This is a genomic window from Streptomyces sp. NPDC052687 (assembly GCF_040678395.1).
Lineage (GTDB): Bacteria > Actinomycetota > Actinomycetes > Streptomycetales > Streptomycetaceae > Streptomyces.
Genome location: NZ_JBFATR010000076.1, coordinates 1 through 19,290, shown reverse-complemented (window position 1 = coordinate 19,290; position 19,290 = coordinate 1). Strand labels below are relative to the sequence as shown.

The 19,290-nt window shown below is 74.8% G+C and carries 19 protein-coding genes; 8 read left to right on the top strand and 11 right to left on the bottom strand.

Features of this window, described 5'->3' with window-relative positions; translation table 11 throughout:
• The 5 genes from AB0K92_RS32300 to AB0K92_RS32280 all read right to left on the bottom strand — a co-directional run.
• Window positions 1–2,313 (bottom strand): SMC family ATPase (locus tag AB0K92_RS32300; RefSeq protein WP_365928832.1); only part of this gene is annotated, 2,313 nt, incomplete at its 3' end.
• Window positions 2,314–3,010: 697 nt separating this feature from the next.
• On the bottom strand, window positions 3,011–4,174 hold the full coding sequence (locus tag AB0K92_RS32295) for an exonuclease SbcCD subunit D (protein WP_365928831.1): 1,164 nt from the start codon (window positions 4,172–4,174) through the stop codon (window positions 3,011–3,013).
• Between the two features lie 106 nt (window positions 4,175–4,280).
• Window positions 4,281–4,907, bottom strand: a complete 627-nt coding sequence (locus AB0K92_RS32290) for a YigZ family protein (RefSeq protein WP_365928830.1) — start codon at window positions 4,905–4,907, stop codon at window positions 4,281–4,283.
• Between the two features lie 20 nt (window positions 4,908–4,927).
• Entirely contained in the window at window positions 4,928–5,470 is a 543-nt protein-coding gene (locus tag AB0K92_RS32285; protein WP_365928829.1) for a histidine phosphatase family protein, read from the bottom strand.
• Window positions 5,467–6,285 (bottom strand): hypothetical protein, encoded by an 819-nt coding sequence (locus AB0K92_RS32280; protein WP_365928828.1) that lies wholly within the window; start codon window positions 6,283–6,285, stop codon window positions 5,467–5,469. Before AB0K92_RS32280 ends, AB0K92_RS32285 begins: the two co-directional genes overlap by 4 nt.
• A gap of 136 nt (window positions 6,286–6,421) precedes the next feature.
• On the opposite strand from AB0K92_RS32280, the gene AB0K92_RS32275 reads away from it, so the two are divergent.
• From AB0K92_RS32275 to AB0K92_RS32265, 3 genes are all read left to right on the top strand, one after another.
• Complete coding sequence (locus AB0K92_RS32275) at window positions 6,422–6,829, top strand: CoA-binding protein (protein ID WP_165996240.1); 408 nt, start codon at window positions 6,422–6,424, stop codon at window positions 6,827–6,829.
• 16 nt (window positions 6,830–6,845) lie between these two features.
• The gene (locus tag AB0K92_RS32270; RefSeq protein ID WP_365928827.1) at window positions 6,846–8,069 is read left to right on the top strand and encodes a 4-hydroxybenzoate 3-monooxygenase; all 1,224 of its coding nucleotides are present in this window, start codon (window positions 6,846–6,848) and stop codon (window positions 8,067–8,069) included.
• 179 nt (window positions 8,070–8,248) lie between these two features.
• Window positions 8,249–9,430 (top strand): cation diffusion facilitator family transporter, encoded by a 1,182-nt coding sequence (locus AB0K92_RS32265; protein ID WP_365928826.1) that lies wholly within the window; start codon window positions 8,249–8,251, stop codon window positions 9,428–9,430.
• 30 nt (window positions 9,431–9,460) lie between these two features.
• Here AB0K92_RS32265 and AB0K92_RS32260 read toward each other — a convergent pair whose 3' ends face one another.
• On the bottom strand, window positions 9,461–10,021 hold the full coding sequence (locus AB0K92_RS32260) for a YbaK/EbsC family protein (protein WP_365928825.1): 561 nt from the start codon (window positions 10,019–10,021) through the stop codon (window positions 9,461–9,463).
• Between the two features lie 107 nt (window positions 10,022–10,128).
• Complete coding sequence (locus AB0K92_RS32255) at window positions 10,129–10,701, bottom strand: XRE family transcriptional regulator (RefSeq protein WP_365928824.1); 573 nt, start codon at window positions 10,699–10,701, stop codon at window positions 10,129–10,131.
• A 93-nt stretch (window positions 10,702–10,794) separates the two neighbouring features.
• Here AB0K92_RS32255 and AB0K92_RS32250 point away from each other — a divergent pair, with 93 nt between their 5' ends.
• Complete coding sequence (locus tag AB0K92_RS32250) at window positions 10,795–11,652, top strand: DMT family transporter (protein ID WP_365928823.1); 858 nt, start codon at window positions 10,795–10,797, stop codon at window positions 11,650–11,652.
• A gap of 40 nt (window positions 11,653–11,692) precedes the next feature.
• On the opposite strand, the gene AB0K92_RS32245 is transcribed toward AB0K92_RS32250, so the two are convergent.
• Window positions 11,693–12,493: an acyltransferase gene (locus AB0K92_RS32245; protein ID WP_365928822.1), complete on the bottom strand. Its 801-nt coding sequence runs from the start codon at window positions 12,491–12,493 to the stop codon at window positions 11,693–11,695.
• A 108-nt stretch (window positions 12,494–12,601) separates the two neighbouring features.
• Here AB0K92_RS32245 and AB0K92_RS32240 point away from each other — a divergent pair, with 108 nt between their 5' ends.
• Together AB0K92_RS32240 and AB0K92_RS32235 are read left to right on the top strand one after the other, a co-directional pair.
• Window positions 12,602–13,147: a gamma carbonic anhydrase family protein gene (locus AB0K92_RS32240; protein ID WP_365928821.1), complete on the top strand. Its 546-nt coding sequence runs from the start codon at window positions 12,602–12,604 to the stop codon at window positions 13,145–13,147.
• A gap of 283 nt (window positions 13,148–13,430) precedes the next feature.
• Window positions 13,431–14,282 (top strand): methyltransferase domain-containing protein, encoded by an 852-nt coding sequence (locus AB0K92_RS32235; RefSeq protein ID WP_365928820.1) that lies wholly within the window; start codon window positions 13,431–13,433, stop codon window positions 14,280–14,282.
• Between the two features lie 91 nt (window positions 14,283–14,373).
• Here the strand turns inward: AB0K92_RS32235 and AB0K92_RS32230 are convergent, their stop codons facing one another.
• Both AB0K92_RS32230 and AB0K92_RS32225 read right to left on the bottom strand, forming a co-directional pair.
• Complete coding sequence (locus tag AB0K92_RS32230; protein ID WP_365928819.1) at window positions 14,374–15,027, bottom strand: DedA family protein; 654 nt, start codon at window positions 15,025–15,027, stop codon at window positions 14,374–14,376.
• 210 nt (window positions 15,028–15,237) lie between these two features.
• The gene (locus AB0K92_RS32225; RefSeq protein WP_365928834.1) at window positions 15,238–15,675 is read right to left on the bottom strand and encodes a DUF4442 domain-containing protein; all 438 of its coding nucleotides are present in this window, start codon (window positions 15,673–15,675) and stop codon (window positions 15,238–15,240) included.
• 162 nt (window positions 15,676–15,837) lie between these two features.
• Here AB0K92_RS32225 and AB0K92_RS32220 point away from each other — a divergent pair, with 162 nt between their 5' ends.
• A complete protein-coding gene (locus AB0K92_RS32220; protein WP_365928818.1) occupies window positions 15,838–16,875 on the top strand; it encodes a hypothetical protein in 1,038 nt (345 codons plus the stop codon).
• Window positions 16,876–17,111: 236 nt separating this feature from the next.
• On the top strand, window positions 17,112–18,368 hold the full coding sequence (locus AB0K92_RS32215; protein ID WP_365928833.1) for an MFS transporter: 1,257 nt from the start codon (window positions 17,112–17,114) through the stop codon (window positions 18,366–18,368).
• Here the strand turns inward: AB0K92_RS32215 and AB0K92_RS32210 are convergent.
• Window positions 18,330–19,175 carry a fused MFS/spermidine synthase gene (locus AB0K92_RS32210; RefSeq protein WP_365928817.1) on the bottom strand — a complete coding sequence of 282 codons (846 nt, stop codon included), beginning with the start codon at window positions 19,173–19,175 and terminating at the stop codon, window positions 18,330–18,332. The genes AB0K92_RS32215 and AB0K92_RS32210 overlap by 39 nt on opposite strands.
• Window positions 19,176–19,290: the final 115 nt, after the last annotated feature.

Below are 19,290 nucleotides of genomic sequence, written 5' to 3'. Positions count from 1 at the left end.
GGCGGCGGCCTGTTCGGCGGCGGCGAGGTCGGCGGGCGGCAGCCCGGCCGCGGCGGCGGTGTCGGCCTCGGCGAGCACCGCGCGGACGGCGGCGTCCTCGGTCTGCCAGGCGTCCAGCCGGCGTTGCAGGTCACGGTGGGCGGCGTCGTCGAGGAGGGCGTCGGCGGCGGCCTGCGGGGTGTCGAAACCGGCCCGGAAGGCGGCGTCGGCGAGCCGCGCGTCGGCGCTCTTCAGGCGCTGGGCGGTGTCCTCGGCGGTGCGGGCGGCCTCGGCCGCCTCGGTGAGCCGGGCGGCCCGCAGCTCCAGCTCGGCGGCGCGCGCGGCCACGCTCTCGGCCGTGCCCCGCGCGGTGGTCAGCTCCTCCTCCAGCGCGGCCCGTTCGCTCTCCAGGCGTTCCCGGTGGCCGACGCGTGCGGCGGCCCGGACGGCGGCCTGCTGCCGGGCGGCGGTGCGCCGCTCGTGCTCCTGCTCGGCGTGGCGCAGCTCCTCCTGGGCGGCGTGCAGCGCGGAGGCGGCGGCGCGCGCCTGCTGGTACCGCCGCTCCAGCTCTTCGGCCTCGCGGGCGAGGTCGTCGGCGGGGGTGTCCCCGGCCTCGGCGGTGGCGGCGGCCAGTGCCTCCCGTACGGCGGCCAGGCGTCGTTCGTGCTCGGCGCGCTGGTCCTCGGCACGCTGGTAGGCGGCGAGGGCGCGTTCCTCGGTCTCCCGGTCGACGTGCGCGGCGTCCTTGCGGGCGGGTGCGGGGTGGTCGGTGGCACCGCAGACGGCGCAGGGCACGCCGGCGACGAGGTTCGCGGCGAGTTCGGCGGCGATGCCGTTCAGCCGCTGTTCCTTGAGGTCGAGCCAGTGGGCGCGGGCCTCGACGGCGTCGTGGGCGGCGGCGAGGGCCTGCCGTTCGGCGGCGTCCGCCTGGCCGGCGAGCCGGTCGCGTTCGCGGGCCGCGGCCAGCCGCCGCCGGGCGGGTTCGCGCCGCTCGGCGAGCTGTTCCGCCCGCCCCGCGGCCTCCTGCGCGGACTCGATGCGGGACCGCAGCTCCGCGCGGGTGGTCTCCCATCCGGCGAGCCAGGAGTCGGCCTCCTGGAGGATCTCGTCGTCGGCGCGCTCCTGGCGGTCGAGGCCGTCGCGTTCGGCGACGAGGTCGGCGAGGCGGCGTTCCGCGCGGCGGGCCGATTCCAGTCCGCCCAGTTCCTCGGCGGCCCGGCGGGCGGCGGCGGCGAGCCCGGCGGCTCCGGCGCCGGCGTACCGCTCGGGCAGCGCGGCCCGCGCGCGGGCCTCGGCGGCGGCCGCGCGGCGGTGCTCGGCGTCGGCGGCGTCACGCAGCTCCAGGGCGGGCGCCACGGACTCGGCCTTGCGGGCGCGCTCCATCCGGGCCTGCGCCTCGCGGTGGGCGTCGGCCCGCTCCTGCAACCGCAGCGCCCGCTGCCGGGCCTCGGCGAACCGCCGTTGCAACCGGGCCAGTTCGCGGACGTCCTCCAGGGTGCGGCCGGCGGCGGCCCGCGCGGACTCGGCGGCGGCGAGCCGCGAGTGGGCGATGGCCAGCTCCTCGCGGGCGGTGCTGCGGGCGATGGCGGCGGCGCCGAGCACGGCGTCGGCCAGGCCGGGGTCGCCGGGGGCCAGCTCGGGCAGGTCCAGGGCGCCGCCGGCCGCCTGCTGCATCCGGTGGGCGTCGGCGAGCAGGGCCGCGTCGCCGTCGCGGACACCGGCCTCGGTGGCGCGGCGGCGGTCGGCGAGCCGCTTCTCCACGTCGGCGAAGCGCTGGGTGTCGAAGAGCCGGCCGAGCAGCTTGCCGCGGGCCTCGGCGTCGGCGCGCAGGAACCGCGCGAAGTCGCCCTGCGGCAACAGCACGACCTGGCAGAACTGCTCCCGGCTCATGCCGAGCAGCTGGGTGATCTCCTCGCCGATCTCCTGGTGCGAGCGGCTGCGGTCCCGCCAGCTTCCGGCCGCGGCGTCGTACTCGCGCAGCCACGTCTGGGCCTTGTCCACCGTGGTGCCCTTGCCGCGCTTCTTGGGGCGCTCCCAGGGCGGCTGCCGGGTGATCTCCAGCCGGCGGCCGGCGACGGTCAGCTCCAGCGTCACCGACGTCCGGGTCCCCGGCGCCGCGTGATCGCTGCGCAGCCCGGTTCCCTGCCCGCTCTGCCGCGCACCGGGTACGGAGCCGTAGAGCGCGTAGCACACCGCGTCCAGCACGGACGTCTTGCCCGCGCCGGTCGGGCCGTGCAGCAGGAACAGCCCGGCCGCGGACAGCGCGTCGAAGTCGACGCTCTGCGACCCGCCGAACGGCCCGAAGGCGGTGATGTCGAGCCGGTGCAACCTCATCGACCGACCTCCGGGGTGCGCGGGCCGCGGGCACGGCGGGGGTGAGACGCGGGACGGGCGCCGGGTGCGCGGCGGTCACGGGGCCCGTGACCGGCGTCGTGACGCGCGGGGTGGGCCGCACTGACGGAGTGGGCCGGACCGACGGGGTGAGCCGCACTGACGGAGTGGGCCGGACCGACGGGGTGAGCTTCAGTGACGGGGTGGGCTTCACAGGCGGGGTGGCCCTCGCAGCGGGAGCAGGCCTCGCCCACGCGGGCGGCAGACCACGCGCGGTGTGCTTCGGGCACGCGGCGGCCGGCACCCGAGCAGCCGGCATCGCCCACCACAGAGCGCGCCTTCGCGACGCGGACCGCCCCGGCCACGCGGCGGTCACCGGGCAGGCCGCAGACGGGAGTCACGCGACGGTCACCAGGCACCCCGCAGGCAGGACCCACGCGACGGTCGCCAGGCACACCGCAGGCAAGACCGACACGACGGTCGCCGGGCACCCCGCAGACAGGAGCCCCGCGACCGGCACCGCTGCCCGCGGGGTGCCCCGCCGCGGCGCGGCACGCGCGCGGCGGCGCGCCGCCGGTGCCGGGCACGCGGCAGAGGGAGGCAGCGCACCCCTCACCGTCGGCCGCAGCCCGCGCCCCCGGAAGGTGCCCGGTGCGGGACGCGCGAGCGGCGTACGGCACGCGGCGGCGGTCCTGGGGCTTCACGGGGTCACCTCCCGCACCGCGCGGTCCGCGCGGACCGCGTCGAAGGCCTCGCGGAGGACCGCGCGCTCCCGGTCGTCGGGACCGGCGCCGCGGACGTGGGCGACGAAGTCCTCGGCGATCTGCTGGTCGGTGCGGCCGGCCAGGCGGCGGGCGTAGGAGACCTCGGGGTCGTCGGGGGCCCGTTCGGGGGCGAAGACGAGGCTGAGGGTGTGCGGGAAGCGCTCGGTGAGGCGGGCCATGGGCTCGGTGGGGCGGACCGCGTCGGTGAGGGTGGCCTCGACCCACGCCTCCTCGTGCCGCGCCAGCTCCGGGTCGGCGAGCAGCTCCTCCAGGGTGCCGCGGATGCGGGCCAGGGGGCGTGGCACCGGGCAGTCGACGCGTTCGGCGGTGACCGCGCCGCCGGCGTCGAGGTCGACGAGCCACATGCTCTTGCGGTGCTCGGCCTCCGAGAAGGAGTACGGCAGCGGGGAGCCGGAGTAGCGCACGCGGTCGGTGATGGTCTGGCAGCCGTGCAGATGCCCCAGCGCGGCGTAGTCGACTCCGTCGAAGACTCCGGCCGGGACGGCGGCGACTCCGCCGACGGTGATGTCGCGCTCGCTGTCGCTGGCCTGGCCGCCGGTGACGAAGGCGTGGGCGAGGACGACGGACCGGGTGCCCGGCGCGCGGGTGGCGAGGTCCGCGCGGACCCGGTCCATGGCGGCGGCCAGCACCGCCTCGTGCCCGGCCTTCTCCACGCCGAACTGGTCCTTCACCAGGGCGGGTTCGAGATACGGCAGCCCGTAGAAGGCCACGTCCCCGTGGGTGTCCCGCAGGACGACCGGTGTGCCGCACGCCGCCGGGTCGGTCCGCAGGTGGATGCCCGCCCGGTCGATGAGTCCGGCGCCGACCCCGAGGCGGCGTGCCGAGTCGTGGTTGCCGGAGATCATCACCGTGGGCACGCCGAGGGCGGCCAGCCGGTGCAGGGCGTCGTCGAACAGCTCGACGGCGGCGAGCGGCGGCACCGCGCGGTCGTACACGTCTCCCGACACGACCACCGCGTCCACGCCGCGCTCCCGCACGGTGGTGACGAGATGACCGATGAACTCGGCCTGGGCCCCGAGCATGTTCACCCGGTGGAACGCCCGGCCGAGATGCCAGTCGGAAGTGTGCAGCAGTCGCATGATCCCCGAGACTAACGGCCGGCACTGACATCACGGCCGGTTACTCCGGTATCGCCCGTCATGCCCGCACGAAATCACGGCAGTTACAGCCGTTATGCCCGGATTGTCATGCGTCTCCGTACGCCTCTCCGCCCAGTTCGAACCCGGCCGTCCCGGCCGTCGCGTCCGCGAGCCAGGCCCGGAAGGCGTCCACGTCGGCGTCGGGCAGCCCGATCTCGATGGTGACCGCCTCCCCGTAGCGCACGTCCCGCACCTCCCGCCCGGTCGCGCGCAGATCGTTCTGGACCTTGCCCGCGCGCTGGTGGTCGACGGTCACCGTGGCCAGCCGGAACCGCCGCCGGGTGATCGTGCCGAGCGCGTCCAGGGCCTCCCCGACGGCTCCGCCGTAGGCCCGGATGAGGCCGCCGGCGCCGAGCTTGACGCCGCCGTAGTAGCGGGTGACGACGGCGACGACGTACCGCATGTCGCGGCGCAGCAGCATCTGGAGCATGGGGACGCCGGCGGTGCCGCCGGGTTCGCCGTCGTCGCTGGCCTTCTGGATCGCGGCGTCGGCGCCGATGACGTACGCCCAGCAGTTGTGGGTGGCGTCGGCGTGTTCCTTGCGCACGGCGGCGACGAAGTCCTGGGCCTCCCGCTCGGTGGCCGCCGGCGCCAGGGCGCACAGGAAGCGGGAGCGGTTGACCTCGGTCTCGTGCACGCCCGCGCGGGCGACCGTGCGGTACTCGTCCTGCATCCGGCCAGCCTATGCGGCGGCTACTTCTTCCTCCCCCTCGGTACCGTCACCCAGGTCAGCAGCGCCGCGCCGGGGTCCAGCTCCGGCCAGCCGGTGCCGCGCCAGGACAGGACGGCGAGCGCCGAGGTGGGGAACTTCGCGCGGACCCGCTCCAGGGTGTCGTCGAGGCCGTCTCCGGCCAGGTCGAGCACCAGGTCCTCCAGTGCCGGGTTGTGGCCGACGAGGAGCAGGGTGCCCACGCGGGGCGGTGTCTCGCGCACGACGTCGAGCAGGCCGGGCGCGTCGGCGGCGTAGAGCCGCGGGTCGTGCCGGACCGGTGGCGGGGTGCCCCACTGGGCGGCGGCCAGCTCCCAGGTCTGCCGCGCGCGGACGGCGGTGGAGCACAGGGCGAGGTCGGGCAGGCAGTCGGCCGCGGCGAGGGCCCGTCCGGCGGCCGGGGCGTCGCGGCGCCCGCGCGGGGCGAGCGGCCGGTCGTGGTCGGGCACGCCGGGCGGCCGCGCGGACTTGGCGTGCCGCAGCACGACCAGTCGGCGCAGCGGGCCGGCCTCGGCGCGCTCGATCACGGCAGGGCTCCCAGGTCGCGGGCGAGGTCGAGGCCGAGGAGCCGGTCCGCGTGGACGTAGGTCTCGAAGCGCGCCCCGTCCGGCAGCTCCGGCTCGCCCTCCACCCAGCGCAGGACGCGCAGCACCCCGGGCACGTCCAGGTCGTCCTCCCAGGCCGCGCGGAGCCGCGCGCGGACCTCGTCGGGCACGGGCCGCGAGGGCTGGCGCGCCCATTCGGCGACGATCCCCCGCCACCGGTCCAGCGTCTCCCGGGCCTCCGTCAGAGCCCGCGCGTCGAGCCGGACGGGCTCGCTCCTGCGCCGCGACAGCAGCGCGAGGCGCAGGACGGCCGGGTCACCGTCCAGCAGCGGCCCCAGCGGCCCCAGCCGCAGTCCGGGCGGCACGCCCTCCCCCGGCACGCCCTCCCCCGGCACGGCCGCCGCCGGTTCCCGCGGCAGCCGCCCCGCCACGGCCGAAACCTCCACCGCCGCCACGCCCACCCGCACGCCCTCCGGTGCCGTGCCCTCGTCCGCGACCACGTGCAGGATCTGCCGTTCCCCGAGGCCCGGACCCGCCGCCGAGCGGTCCTCCAGGGGGCGCACGCCGAGCGCGGCGGCCGCCGCGCGCAGCTCCGCCTGCTGCCGCTCTCCGGCGAGCAGTCCCCACACGGGTGTCCCGCCGAGCTCCAGGGCCCGTACCAGGACGTCGGCGACCAGCAGCACGCGCAGGGCGGTGGGATCGAGGCCCCGCGCGTGCGCCTCGACACGGGTGAGACCGCGGCGGGCGGGGGCGGCCTCGACGGGTTCGCCGGTTTGGGCGTCGATGATGCGCAGCACGGTGCGAGCGTAGGCCCGCCACCGCGCGGACGCAGGTGCGCGGGCCGGGAATCTTCGTCCGTCGTCGGCCGTTGTCCTGCTCGAAGCGCTTCGGGATCCGAAGCGACAGGAGAAGCCCCAAGGCCCGGGAGGCCCCGTGTACGGCGACGCAGCCACCGTTCGCAAGATCCTCACCGAGAGCGGCGACACCTGGGCCGTGGTGGGTCTGTCGAACAACGAGCGGCGCGCGGCGTACGGCGTCGCCCGCGTGCTCCAGCGCTTCGGCAAGCGCGTCGTGCCCGTCCACCCGAAGGCGGAGACGGTGCACGGGGAGCAGGGGTACGCCTCGCTCGCCGACATCCCCTTCGACGTGGACGTCGTGGACGTCTTCGTCAACAGCGACCTCGCCGGAGCCGTCGCCGACGAGGCGGTCGCGAAGGGCGCGAAGGCGGTCTGGTTCCAGCTGGACGTCATCGACGAGGCGGCGTACGAGCGCACCCGCGCGGCCGGGCTCGACATGGTGATGGACCGGTGCCCCGCCATCGAGATCCCGCGGCTCGGCTGACCGCCATAATGTCCGGGTGACCAGCACCCCCCACGCCAACTCTCCTTCCCCGCAAGGCTTTCCGGTCGTCATCGTCGGCGCCGGGCCCGCCGGGCTCACCCTCGGCAACATCCTGCGGGCCGCCTCGGTGGACTGCGTGGTGCTGGAGGCGGAGAGCAGGGAGTTCATCGAGCGGCGGCCCCGGGCCGGGGTGCTGGAGGAGTGGGCGGTACGCGGCCTGGAGCGGCACGGTCTGGCAAGCAACCTGCTGGCGCGTGCCCAGCGGCACACCCGGTGCGAGTTCCGCGTCGACGGCCGGCGGCACCGGCTGCCGTACACCGAGCTGACGGGACATCACCACTTCGTCTACCCACAGCCGTTGCTGGTGACGGACCTGGTGCGGGAGTACGCGGACGTGCGCGGCGGCGATATCCGGTTCGGGGTGCGGGACGTACGGCTGCACGACCTGGACACCGACCGTCCGTCAGTGTCGTATCTCTGCCCGGAGAGCGGCGAACGGCAGCTGATCCGCTGTGACTTCGTCGCGGGGTGCGACGGGGCGCGCGGCGTGACGCGCGCCGCGCTGCCCCCGCACGCGGCCCGGTTCGCCCGGCACGACTACGGCGTGGGCTGGCTGGCCCTGCTCGCCGAGGCGCCGCCGTCCTCGGACTGCGTGGTGTTCGGCGTCCACCCCCACGGGTTCGCCGGGCACATGGCGCGCAGCCCCGAGGTCACCCGCTACTACCTGCAGTGCCCGCCCGGCGACGACCCGGCGAACTGGCCGCACGAGCGGGTCTGGGCCGAGCTGCGGCTGCGGCTCGGCGCGGCGGACGCCCCGCCGCTGACCGAGGGACGGCTGCTCGAGAAGCGGGTGCTGGACATGCACAACTACGTCGTGGAGCCCATGACGTACGGCCGTCTGTTCCTGGCCGGGGACGCGGCGCACCTGACCGCGCCGATCGCCGCCAAGGGGATGAACCTCGCCCTGCACGACGCGTTCCTGCTCGGCGGCGCGCTCGTCGCGTACCTGACCCGCGGCGACGGCGACGGACTGGCCGGGTACTCGGCGGCCTGCCTGGAGCGCGTCTGGGACTGCCAGGAGTTCTCGCAGTGGCTGTCCGAGGTGTACCACGGCACGGCCTCGGGCGATCCCTACCGCGCGGGCACCACGCTCGCCCGGCTGCGCCGCCTTTTCTTCTCCCCGCGCGCGGCGACCGCGTTCGCGGAGCAGTACCTGGGCATCATGCCGCGCACCTCCTGATGACCGGGCGCCCGCGCTGTCCGGAGCATCCCGCGCGGTCCGGCCCCCGCACGCGGTCCGGCGCGTGATGCGCTGTGCGCAGTCTGCGCAGGTAACAGGTGCATGCGTGCGCTCTTGCGCACATAATGGCGGAGGGCGCCGCGCACCCGCCCTCCGCCGCGCACCGGAAGGAGCACCTCGTGAGCGACCACCCCCACGACAGCGGCCACGGCCACGACCACGGCCACGACCACCCACACCCTCACCCTCACCCGCACCCGCACCCGCACCCGCACGACCACGGGCACCCTCTCCGCCACCCCCACCCCGACGACCGCCCTCACTGCGTCCGCCGCATCCGCCACCGCCTCGCCCACCTCCTCACCCCCCACTCCCACGACAGCGCCGACAAAGTGGACTCCGCCCTGGAGTCCTCCGCCCGCGGCATCCGCGCCCTCTGGGTCTCCCTGGCGGTCCTCGGCGCGACGGCGCTGGCGCAGGCCGTCGTGGTGGCGCTGTCGGGGTCGGTGGCGCTGCTCGGCGACACGGTGCACAACACCGCGGACGCGCTGACCGCCGTACCGCTCGGCATCGCCTTCGTGCTCGGCCGGCGCGCGGCCACCCGGCGCTTCACCTACGGCTACGGCCGCGCCGAGGATCTGGCCGGCATCGTGATCGTGCTGACCATCGCCGCGTCCGCCGCGTTCGCCGGGTGGACGGCGGTCGAGCGGCTGCTCGACCCGCGTCCGGTGACGCATGTCCCGGCGGTGGCGGTGGCCGCGCTCGTGGGGTGCGTGGGGAACGAGTGGGTGGCCCGGTACCGGATCCGCGTGGGACGCGAGATCGGCTCGGCCGCGCTGGTCGCCGACGGGCTGCACGCCCGCACCGACGGCTTCACCTCGCTGGCGGTGCTGCTCGGCGCGGGCGGCTCGGCGCTCGGCCTGCAGCTGGCCGATCCGCTCGTCGGACTGGCGATCACCGCGGCGATCGTCGCGGTGCTGCGGGACGCGGCGCGCGAGGTGGTGCGGCGGGTGATGGACGCCGTCGACCCCGCGCTGGTGGACCGCGCCGAGCAGGCACTCGGCGCGGTGCCGGGCGTGCGCGGGGTGGGCGAGCTGCGGCTGCGCTGGATCGGGCACCGGCTGCGGGCCGAGGTGGCGGTGGTCGTGGACGGCGAGGCGACGGTCCGCGAGGCGCACGCGATCGCGGTGGAGGCCGAACACGCCCTGCTGCACGCCGTACCGCGGCTCACCGCCGCCCTGGTGCACGCCGATCCGGCACCGGTGCCGGGCGAGGCGGACCCGCACCTGGCGCTGGCCCACCACGCCCCGGCCCGGCACGCGCAGACCCACGGCACGCGGCCGCACCACGCGCGGGCCTGATCCGCGGCGCCGCGCGCCGCGCGCCGTGCGTCAGACGGGCACGCCCAGCCCGTCCAGCACGTCGGCGCCCGGCAGCTCGGCGAACGCCTTGCCGGGCACGAGGAGTTTGCCGCGCCGCCGCCCGCTGCCGACCAGGACGTACGGCAGGTCGACGACCGCGGAGTCCACCAGTACCGGCCAGCCGGCGGGCAGTCCGATCGGCGTGATGCCGCCGTACTCCATGCCGGTCCCCCCGGTGGCCGTGTCCATGGACGCGAAGGAGGCCTTGCGGGCGCCGAGCCGGCGGCGGACCACGCCGTTGACGTCGACCCGCGTGGTGGAGAGCACCACACAGGCGGCGAGGGTGCTCTCGCCTCCGCGCTTCCCGGCGACGACCACGCAGTTCGCGGACTGCTCCAGCAGCTCCCGGCCGTAGTGCTCCACGAAGACGGCGGTGTCGGCCCAGCGCGGGTCGGTGTCGACGTAGAGGATCTGCTCGGCGGGGACGGCGCCGGTCCACCGGCGTACGGCGTCGGCGACCGGGCCGGTCAGTTCTGCGAGGCAGTCGGGGGCAGGGGTGGCCTGGTCGAAGTCTCCGATGGGTGCGCGCATGGCCGCACGGTAACAGCCGTACGGCGGCGGGAGTCCGGGCGTCTCAGCCGGCGGGCCGGCAGCAGCAAGCGGGAGGCGCCTCCGCCGACGGGCGGCGGAGACGCGTCTCAGCCGACGGGCGGGACCGAGACGGCGAGCACCATCTCCATCGGGACGTCGCCGTCGTTGCCGTAGGTGTGCGGGGCCGAGGCCTCGAAGGAGGCGCTGGCGCCGGCCGGGACGCGGTACTCGGTCCCGTCGACGGTCAGGGTGAGTTCCCCGGCCGTGACGTGGACGAGTTCGACGGTGCCCGCCGGATGCGGGTCGGAGGAGCTGGACTCCCCCGGCATCAGCCGCCAGTCCCACAGCTCCAGCGGGCCGGGGGCCTCGGTGCCGGCGAGCAGCCGGTTGTAGCTGCCCGCCTCGGTGTGCCACATCCGGACGGCCTGGTCGGCGGGGACGACCCGGACCTTGGGCCCCTGCTCGTAGTCGAGCAGGGTGGTGATGCTGACGCCGAGTGCGTCGCCGATCTTGACGACGGTGCCGAGGCTGGGGTTGGTGCGGGCCTGTTCGATCTGGATGAGCATGCCGCGGCTGACTCCGGCCCGCGCGGCCAGCGTGTCCAGGGTGAAGCCCCGCTCGGCGCGCCAGCGCTTGACGTTGCGGGCCAGGGACTGGGTCAGCAGGTCGAGGTCCGACACATTCCGTCCAATATTCTGGATGACAGAGTTCAGTTCACTGAACTACGGTGGGGTGTACCCGATCGTTCACCGAACTGTACTGCGAGGCGACCCGTGACAGCACTCTTCGCCCTGGCCACCAGCCTCCTGTGGGGCCTGGCCGACTTCGGCGGCGGCCTGCTGACCCGGCGCACGCCCGCGCTCACGGTCGTCGTGGTCTCGCAGTCCATCGCCGTCTTCGTGCTCGGCGCGCTCGTGGTCGCCACCGGCGGCTGGAGCGAGGCCGGACCGCGGCTGTGGTTCGCCGTCGGCGCCGGCCTGGTGGGCCCGGTGGCGATGCTCGCCTTCTACAAGGCGCTCGCCCTCGGACCGATGGGCGTGGTCTCGCCGCTCGGCTCGCTGGGCGTGGCCGTGCCGGTGGGGGTGGGCCTCGTCCTGGGCGAGCGGCCGGGGCTGCTCCAGCTCGCCGGGATCGCGGTGGCCGTGGCCGGGGTGGTGCTCGCGGGCGGGCCGCAGTTCCGCGGCGCCCCGGTGCAGCGGCAGGCCGTGCTGCTGACCCTGCTGGCGGCGTTCGGGTTCGGCGCGGTCATGGCGCTGATCGCCGAGGCGTCGACCACGGTGACCGGGCTGTTCCTCGCGCTGTTCGTCCAGCGGGTCACCAACGTCGTGGCCGGTGGCGCCGCCCTGTGGGTCTCGGTGCGGCGCGGCTCCCCCGCCCTCCCGGCGGACGGCTTCCCGTGGCGCGCGCTGCCCGCGCTCGCCTTCGTCGGGCTCGCCGACGTCGCGGCCAACGGCACGTACGCGCTCGCCGCCCGGCACGGGCCGGTCACGGTCGCCGCCGTGCTCGCCTCCCTCTACCCGGTCGTGACGGCCCTGGCCGCGCGCGGCTTCCTCAGCGAGCGGCTCCGCGCGGTGCAGGCCGCGGGCGCCGGACTGGCCCTCGCCGGTTCCCTGCTGCTGGCCACCGGGTGACGGCCGGCCACGGGCTCGCCGCCGACGGCCACCGCACGGGTCAGGACTCCGCGTCGACCGCGTCGACCGTGCCGGCCACGTCCGCGTCGTCCAGCTCCGCCAGCCGGGCCACCGCCTCCTCGTCCAGCCCCGCCAGCGTCAGCAGCTGATCCGAGGTCACGCCGTCCGGTATCGGCACCGGCGCCGGGGTGCGCAGCGGCGGCTGCCAGCCCTCCGCGGGCGTCCAGCGCCGTACGACCCGGGCGGGCGCCCCCGCGACCACGGCGTGGTCGGGCACCGTGCCCCGCACCACCGCGCCGGCCGCGACCACGACGTTCCGCCCGATCCGCGCGCCCGGCAGGATCACCGCGCCGGTGCCGATCCAGCAGCCGGGGCCGATCTCCACCGGCTCCATGCGCGGCCACTGCTTGCCGATCGGCTGGTGCGGATCGTCGTAGGAGTGGTTGGTGGACGTGACATAGACGTACGGGCCGAAGTAGCAGTCGCTGCCGATGGTGACCGTCGTGTCCGCGATGACGTGGCTGCCGCGGCCGAGGACGACGCCGTCGCCGATGCGCAGGATCGGCTCCGGGCCGAGGTCGAGGTCCGGCATCAGACCGGCGGTCAGGGTGACCTGCTCGCCGACGATGCAGTACGCGCCGAGGTGGATCCATGGTTCGCCGAAGACCGTGCCGAGCGGGAACGCCAGCCGGGTGCCGGTACCGATGGCGCCGAAGCGGAACCGGCCGGGCTGTTCGGCGGTGACCGAGCCGGTGCGCTGCACCCAGGCCCAGCCCGCGTGGACCACGCGCTGCGCCAGGCGGCGGCGCCGGGACGAGAACGTGTTCTTGGGCTTCGGCACCCGCTCACGGTACTCACGGCGGAGGTGCCGTACGGGGCCGGAGCCCTGTGATCTTCGCCCTACCGGGTGACGTACGGTGCGGGGGTACTCGACGACGAGGAGGCGACGATGACGCACCAGGCGCTGATCAGGGCGATCGGGGGCAGGGAACCGGCAGTCCACCCGGAGGCCTTCGTGGCGCCGGGGGCCACCGTGATCGGGGACGTGACGCTGGGGGCGGGCGCGAGCGTCTGGTACGGGGCGGTGCTGCGCGGCGACGTCGAGCGGATCTCGGTGGGCGCGAACAGCAACGTTCAAGATAATTGCACGCTGCATGCCGACCCCGGTTTTCCCGTCACCGTCGGCGAGCGCGTCTCCATCGGGCACAACGCCGTCGTGCACGGCGCGACGGTGGAGGACGACTGCCTGATCGGGATGGGCGCGACCGTGCTGAACGGCGCGGTCATCGGGGCCGGTTCGCTGGTCGCGGCGCAGGCGCTGGTGCCGCAGGGGATGCGGGTGCCCCCGGGCTCGCTCGTCGCGGGCGTACCCGCGAAGGTCAGGCGGGAGCTGACCGAGGAGGAGCGCGAGGGCATCACGCTGAACGGGACGATGTACGCGGAGCTGGCCAAGGCACACGGCGAGGCGCACACCGAGGGGCACACCGGGGGCTGAGCCGTGTCTCCCAGCTCTTGGGCGGAGGCATGAAGGCACCTCTGGGCGGAGGCATGAAGGGCTTCGCCGTGCTCGTAGAATGATGACGTGGCATTCATGAGCACCCCGCACTGCTGCTTCCTGTGATCGGAAGGCGCTGAGGGCGATGCCGGACGGCGTCGCCCTCCTTGGTGTGCCTGCCGCGTGAAGTCACGTCCCGATGCTGCCCGTTCCTTCCTGAGGCAGTGACGCTCTGATCGCGCAGGCACGATCCCTTCCCTTCACCCCCTGCCAGGAGTGTCTCGTGCCCGTGTCGCTTCCCCCTGCCCTCGATCTGTCCCTCGACCTGCTGCGTTGCCCGACGTGCCGTACGCGCCGCCTCCACCCCGACCACGGTGCACTGCGTTGCCCGGTGGGCCATGCCTTCGACATCTCCCGCCACGGCTATGCCGGCCTGCTGACGGGCACCCGCGCCACCAGCGGCGATGACGCAGCCATGGTCCGGGCTCGGGACCGGTTCCTGTCGACCGGCACCTACGCGCCCATTCGCGAAGTCGGGGCCCGCCTGGCGGCCGGCGCCGTGGCTGAGCGGGGCACGGTGGTGGACGTGGGGTGCGGCACGGGCTACTACCTGGCCGGCGTACTCGATCAGCTGCCTGGCGCCCGTGGTCTCGGGCTGGACACATCGGTGCGCGCACTGCGCTCGGCCGCCCGTGCCCACGACCGAGCCGCCGCGGTGGCCTGGGACGTCTTCCGTCCCTTCCCACTGGCCGACGGGGTGGCCGATGTCGTGCTGGACGTGTTCGCCCCGCGCAACCCGGCCGAGTTCCACCGCGTACTGCGCCCGACCGGCCGGCTGATCGTGGTACGGCCCACCGGGCGGCACTTGGCCGAGCTGCGTGGCCAGGTGCCCGCGATGGTCACGGTCGACCCGGCCAAGGAAGAACGCTTGCACCAGGCGCTCAACCCCTACTTCGAGGTCGCCGTCATCGAACAGGTGGAGTACTGCGCGTCCTTGACCAGGCCGGAAGCCCTGGACCTGGTGGCGATGACGCCGAGTGCACGCCACGTGAGCCGTGCGGACCTGCACGACGGCGGGGTCGTGCCCACTCGGGTCACTGTCTCCGTGCTGGCCACCGCCTACCGGCGTCGGTGACCGAAGGGATCATCCACCGATACCGCACAGGTGGGCGGCCGACGGCACCCGAAACACGGTTCCGGCCCGGCTGGGGGGGGCGTCGTCGGACTCAGTCGGCCGCGGCCGGCACCGGCTCGGCCGGCTGCTGCGGCGCCGCGGCCGTCGCCTTCTTCGCCTTGCGCTTGAGAATCAACATCGAGGTGAGGCCGACGCACACGGCCAGCACCAGGCCGACCCAGGAGAACCGCTTGAGCCAGGCCTCGGCGACCACGCCGACGTAGTAGATGACCGCGGTGGTACCGCCGGCCCAGAGGATGCCGCCGAGGACGTTGGCGATCGCGAACTTCCAGTACGGCATGCGCAGGACGCCGGCGAGCGGGCCCGCGAAGATGCGCAGCAGGGCGACGAACCGGCCGAAGAAGACGGCCCACATGCCCCACTTCTCGAACGAGCGCTCGGCGGTCGCGATGTGCCCCTCGCTGAAGTGCCGGGGGAACTTCCGGCCGAGCCAGGCCAGCAGCGGGCGTCCGCCCTTGCGGCCGATGGCGTAGCCGATGGAGTCGCCGATGATCGCGCCCGCGGTGGCGCAGACGCCGAGGATCACCGGGTCGATGTCGCCGTGCTGGGAGGCGAGCAGCGCCGAGGAGACGAGGATGATCTCACCCGGCAGCGGGATGCCCAGGCTCTCCAGACCGATGACCACTCCCACCAGCGCGTAGATGCTGACCGCGGGTACGGTCTCGAGCCATTCCTGGACGTGCACCGCAGCTTTCCTCCCGTCGCGTGGACCGGCATGCGCCCGGGCGGGCGCATGCCGGTGAAGCCTACCGGGTCACGGTGACAGCGCCGCGTCCCACAGGCACCGTGGCCGTGCTCGTCTTCTCGTACGGCCGTGCCCTTCGTGATGCCGACCCCCTGGCCCCTTCAAGGTGCCTGCGAGGTGCCTGCGACGTGTCCTCGTGGGCGGGGTGCCTCAGTTGTTGGGGCGCAGGGTCCAGACGACGGTCATCTCGGTCGTGACGGCGCCGTCCTCGCGCTGGATCGCGACGCTCACCGGGAACTCCGGGCGCTTGCCCGCGTCGAGTTCGGCGACGACGTCGGCGGCCGGGCGGCCGAGGGTCGCGGTGGCCTTCACCGGACCCAGGGCGATCTTCTTGAACGCGATCTCGGCGTGGACGGGAAGCGGCACCGCCCGCGAGAGCTGGTCGCCGAAGGCGGCGAGGACGATCGCACCGCTGGCCGACTCGCCGAGGGTGAACATGGCGCCCGCGTGCGGCCCGCCGACGTGGTTGCGGTACTCGCTCTGGTCCGGGAGGGCCAGTACGGCCTTCTCCGGAGTGGTCTCCAGGTACTCCAGGTTCAGCGTGCGAACCATCGGCACCGTGGCGGCGAGCAACTCGCCGATCGACATCTGATCTGCGCTCATGACCGAAGGTTACCCACGAGTAGCCCCCATGGCCAGACCGTGTGATCCGCCCCTCGGCCCGCCCGTGAACCGACGTACGGTTTCGCTACGGCCCTGACGAGGGGCGGTGACCGAATCGTGTCGTGGACACCACTAGGGTTACCGCTCATGTGGCCAGGACAGCAGCCGCCCGGGGGCGAGCAGAACCCGCAGGGGCAGAACAACCCGTACCAGCAGCCGGGGTACCAGCAGCCGAATCCTTACCAGCAGCCCGGCTACCAGCAGCCCAACCCGTACCAGCAGCAGCCGCAGTGGAACGCCCCCGCACCCGTGGGCGCCCCGCAGCCGGCGACCGTCGTGGGCGGAGGCGGCAGCGGCGGTGGCGGCAACCGCACGAAGCTGGTCGCGATCGTGGCGGCCACGGCCGTGGTCGTCGCGGCGGGCGTGACCGGGTTCCTGGTCCTGGGCGGGGACAAGGACGAGGAGGCCGGCGGCGGCTCCAAGCCGAAGGCCAGCCAGTCGTCCGCGCCGACGGCGGAGCCCACCGCCACGGCCTCCGGGACGGACGACAACCCGCGCGACGGCGAGGCCGAGAAGCCGACCATCGCGGGCTGGAAGGTCGTCGTCAACCCCAAGTGGGGCGTCGCGTTCGACGTGCCGGCCGACTGGGAGGTCCAGAACCCCGGCATGCTCATCGCGTTCGAGGAGGAGAACTCGGACGAGCTGAAGCCGCTCGTCACCATGACCGGCACCGCCGTCTACCAGTCCAAGTGGTGCACGTCCGACTCGAACAAGGACGGCCGCACCGAGGACACCTCGCTCGCCGCGGTGGGCACCAAGGGCGCCGACGGCGCCAAGAACACCGACGAGGTGGCGATCAACACCGTCGCCTGGTGGGTCTACGGCGGCTACACCCAGCCGGACAAGAAGAGCGTGGTCTTCGAGGAGAAGGCCGAGCCGTTCACGACGGCCTCCGGCATCGAGGGCAGCATCGCCTGGGCCGAGTCGAAGGACTCGCCCCAGAAGGGCAAGAGCAAGTGCGCCACCGACGGCAAGGCGATGACGTTCGGCTTCCAGAACTCGGCGGGCAACTACGTGTCGTGGAACTTCTTCGGCGCCAAGGGCGTGAAGAAGGAGGTCCCGAAGGAGACGATCCTGAAGATCGCCAAGACGGTCCGCCTGCACGGTGAGCCTACGGAGAGCTGACGGAAGCGAAAAGCTCAGGAGAGCTGACCTGCGCCGACGGGCGGCGGGAGGCCGGTTTGGCAAGTCGGGCCCCGGGCGGTGATAGTCAGCCGGTGAACTCCGCCGCCGATCCCGCCGACCCCGCCGTCCCCGGGCACCGCCCGCGCAGAACCGCCTCCCGCGGACCCGCCTCCCGCGGACCCGGCTCGCGCCGGCCCGCCCCGCGCCGACCCGCGTGGGCGGGCCGCAACTACAGCCTGCTGACCGCCGCCGCGGTCGTCACCCACCTCGGCAGCCACGGCGCGCTGATCGCCGCCGCGTTCGCCGTGCTCGAGGCCGGCGGCGACGGTGGCGACGTGGGCCTGGTCGCCGCCGCGCGCACGCTGCCGCTGGTGCTCTTCCTGCTCATCGGCGGCGCGCTCGCGGACCGGCTGCCGCGCCACCGGGTGATGGTCGCGGCGAACCTCCTCAACTGCGTCTCGCAGGGCCTGTTCGCCCTGCTCGTCCTCACCGGCGAGCCCCGGCTGTGGCAGATGATGCTGCTGACCGCGCTGAACGGCACCGGCCAGGCGTTCTTCAGCCCGGCGGCCGAGGGCATGCTGCTCTCCTCCGTGCGCGGTGAGCAGGCCGGCCGGGCGTTCGCGGTGTTCCGGATGGCGATGCAGGGCGCGGCACTCGGCGGCGCGGCCCTGGGCGGCGCGCTGGTCGCCGTGATCGGGCCGGGCTGGGTGCTCGCCGCGGACGCGGCGGCCTTCGCCGTCGCCGCCGCGCTGCGCTCCTTCCTCGACGTCGGCGACGTCCCGCCGCGGGCGCCGGGCGGCGGGCTGCTCGCCGATCTGCGCGAGGGCTGGCGGGAGTTCGCCGGCCGGCCGTGGCTGTGGGGCATCGTCGTGCAGTTCTCGATCGCCAACGCGGTGGTCGGCGCCGCCGACGCCGTCTACGGCCCGCTGGTCGCCCGCGACCACCTCGGCGGCCCCGCGCCCTGGGGCCTCGCGCTCGGCTTCTTCGGCGCGGGCACGGTCGTCGGCGCGCTGCTGATGACCCGCTGGAAGCCGCGCCGGCTGCTGCTCGCGGGCACGCTGTGCGTCTTCCCGCTGGCCCTGCCGTCCGCCGCGCTCGCCGTGCCGGTGCCGGCCGGGGTGCTGTGCGCGGTGATGTTCGTGACCGGGGTGACGCTGGAGATCTTCGGCGTCTCCTGGATGACCGCCCTGCACCAGGAGATCCCGGAGGACAAGCTGTCCCGGATATCGGCCTACGACTGGTTCGGCTCGGTGGCGCTGATGCCGCTGGCGATGGCGCTGGCCGGGCCCGCGGAGCAGACGTTCGGGCGGTCCGAGGCGCTGTGGGGGTGCGCGACGCTGGTCGTGGTGGTCACGGCGGCGGTGCTGCTCGTCCCGGACGTGCGCCGTCTGCGCCGCCGGACCAAGGAGGTCGCGGGACAGGGCCCGGTGACCGTGCCCGGCGCCGGCAGCGGGTCAGCCGATGCCGAACGCCCCGTCGGGGGGCTCGGGTGACGGTACGGCGTCCTCGTCCCGCACGGGACGCGCGTCCCCGGTGAACGCCCGCAGCGCGGGCCCGTGCTCGACCCGGGCGGGGAAGACGTCGGCGGCGGTCAGCCGGGCCAGCGCGGCGATGTCCACCGGCCGGTGGGCGGCGACGATGACCGCGTTGCCGAAGCGGCGGCCGCGCAGCACGGCCGGTTCCGCGATGAGCACCAGCTCCTCGAACAGCTCGGCGAAAGTGGCCAGTTGGGAGCGGAGGAAGGCGAACGGCGCGGCGTCGGCGAGGTTCGCCAGGTAGACGCCGTCCGCGCGCAGCACCCGCTCGGCCTCACGGGCGTAGGCCAGGGAGGTCAGGTGCGCGGGCACGCGTGAGCCGCCGAAGACGTCGGCCACGAGCACGTCCGCACTGTCGTCGGGGGCGTCCGCCAGCCAGGCGCGGGCGTCGCCCGCGTGCAGCTCGATCCCGGCGCCGGCCGGGAGCGGCAGCTGCTCGACGACCAGGTCGAGCAGTGCCCGGTCGGCCTCGACGACGTCCTGCCGGGAGCCGGGCCGGGTCGCCGCGACGTAGCGCGGCAGCGTCAGCGCCCCGCCGCCGAGGTGCAGCACGTCCAGCGGCAGCCCCGGCTCCGCGACGGTGTCCAGCACATGCCCGAGGCGCCGCGCGTACTCGAACTCCAGATGCGTGGGCTCGTCGAGGTCCACGTACGACTGCGGTGCCCCGTCCACGGTGAGCAGCCAGGCCCGCTCCCGGTCCACGTCGGGCATCAGCTTGGCGGTTCCCTGCTCGACGGACCGGCTGACGGGTATGGACTCGTTCACCCGACCATTGTGCCGCCACCGGACGCACCCACCCGCCCCAGCGCACGCCCCCCGCGCGCACTCAGCGCGGCGCTCCGCAGAGCCCCGCCCGAGCGGCCGCCGTCGCCGGCGGCCG

Excerpts from the sequence above, each read along its gene's own strand:
- AB0K92_RS32225 (WP_365928834.1), bottom strand. The coding sequence starts at position 15,675 with ATGTCGATCGGCGAGTTGCTCGCCGCCACGGTGCCGATGGTTCGCACG.
- AB0K92_RS32295 (WP_365928831.1), bottom strand. The coding sequence starts at position 4,174 with ATGCGACTGCTGCACACTTCCGACTGGCATCTCGGCCGGGCGTTCCAC.
- AB0K92_RS32240 (WP_365928821.1), top strand. The coding sequence starts at position 12,602 with ATGACGCACCAGGCGCTGATCAGGGCGATCGGGGGCAGGGAACCGGCA.
- AB0K92_RS32220 (WP_365928818.1), top strand. The coding sequence starts at position 15,838 with ATGTGGCCAGGACAGCAGCCGCCCGGGGGCGAGCAGAACCCGCAGGGG.
- AB0K92_RS32260 (WP_365928825.1), bottom strand. The coding sequence starts at position 10,021 with ATGCGCGCACCCATCGGAGACTTCGACCAGGCCACCCCTGCCCCCGAC.
- AB0K92_RS32290 (WP_365928830.1), bottom strand. The coding sequence starts at position 4,907 with ATGCAGGACGAGTACCGCACGGTCGCCCGCGCGGGCGTGCACGAGACC.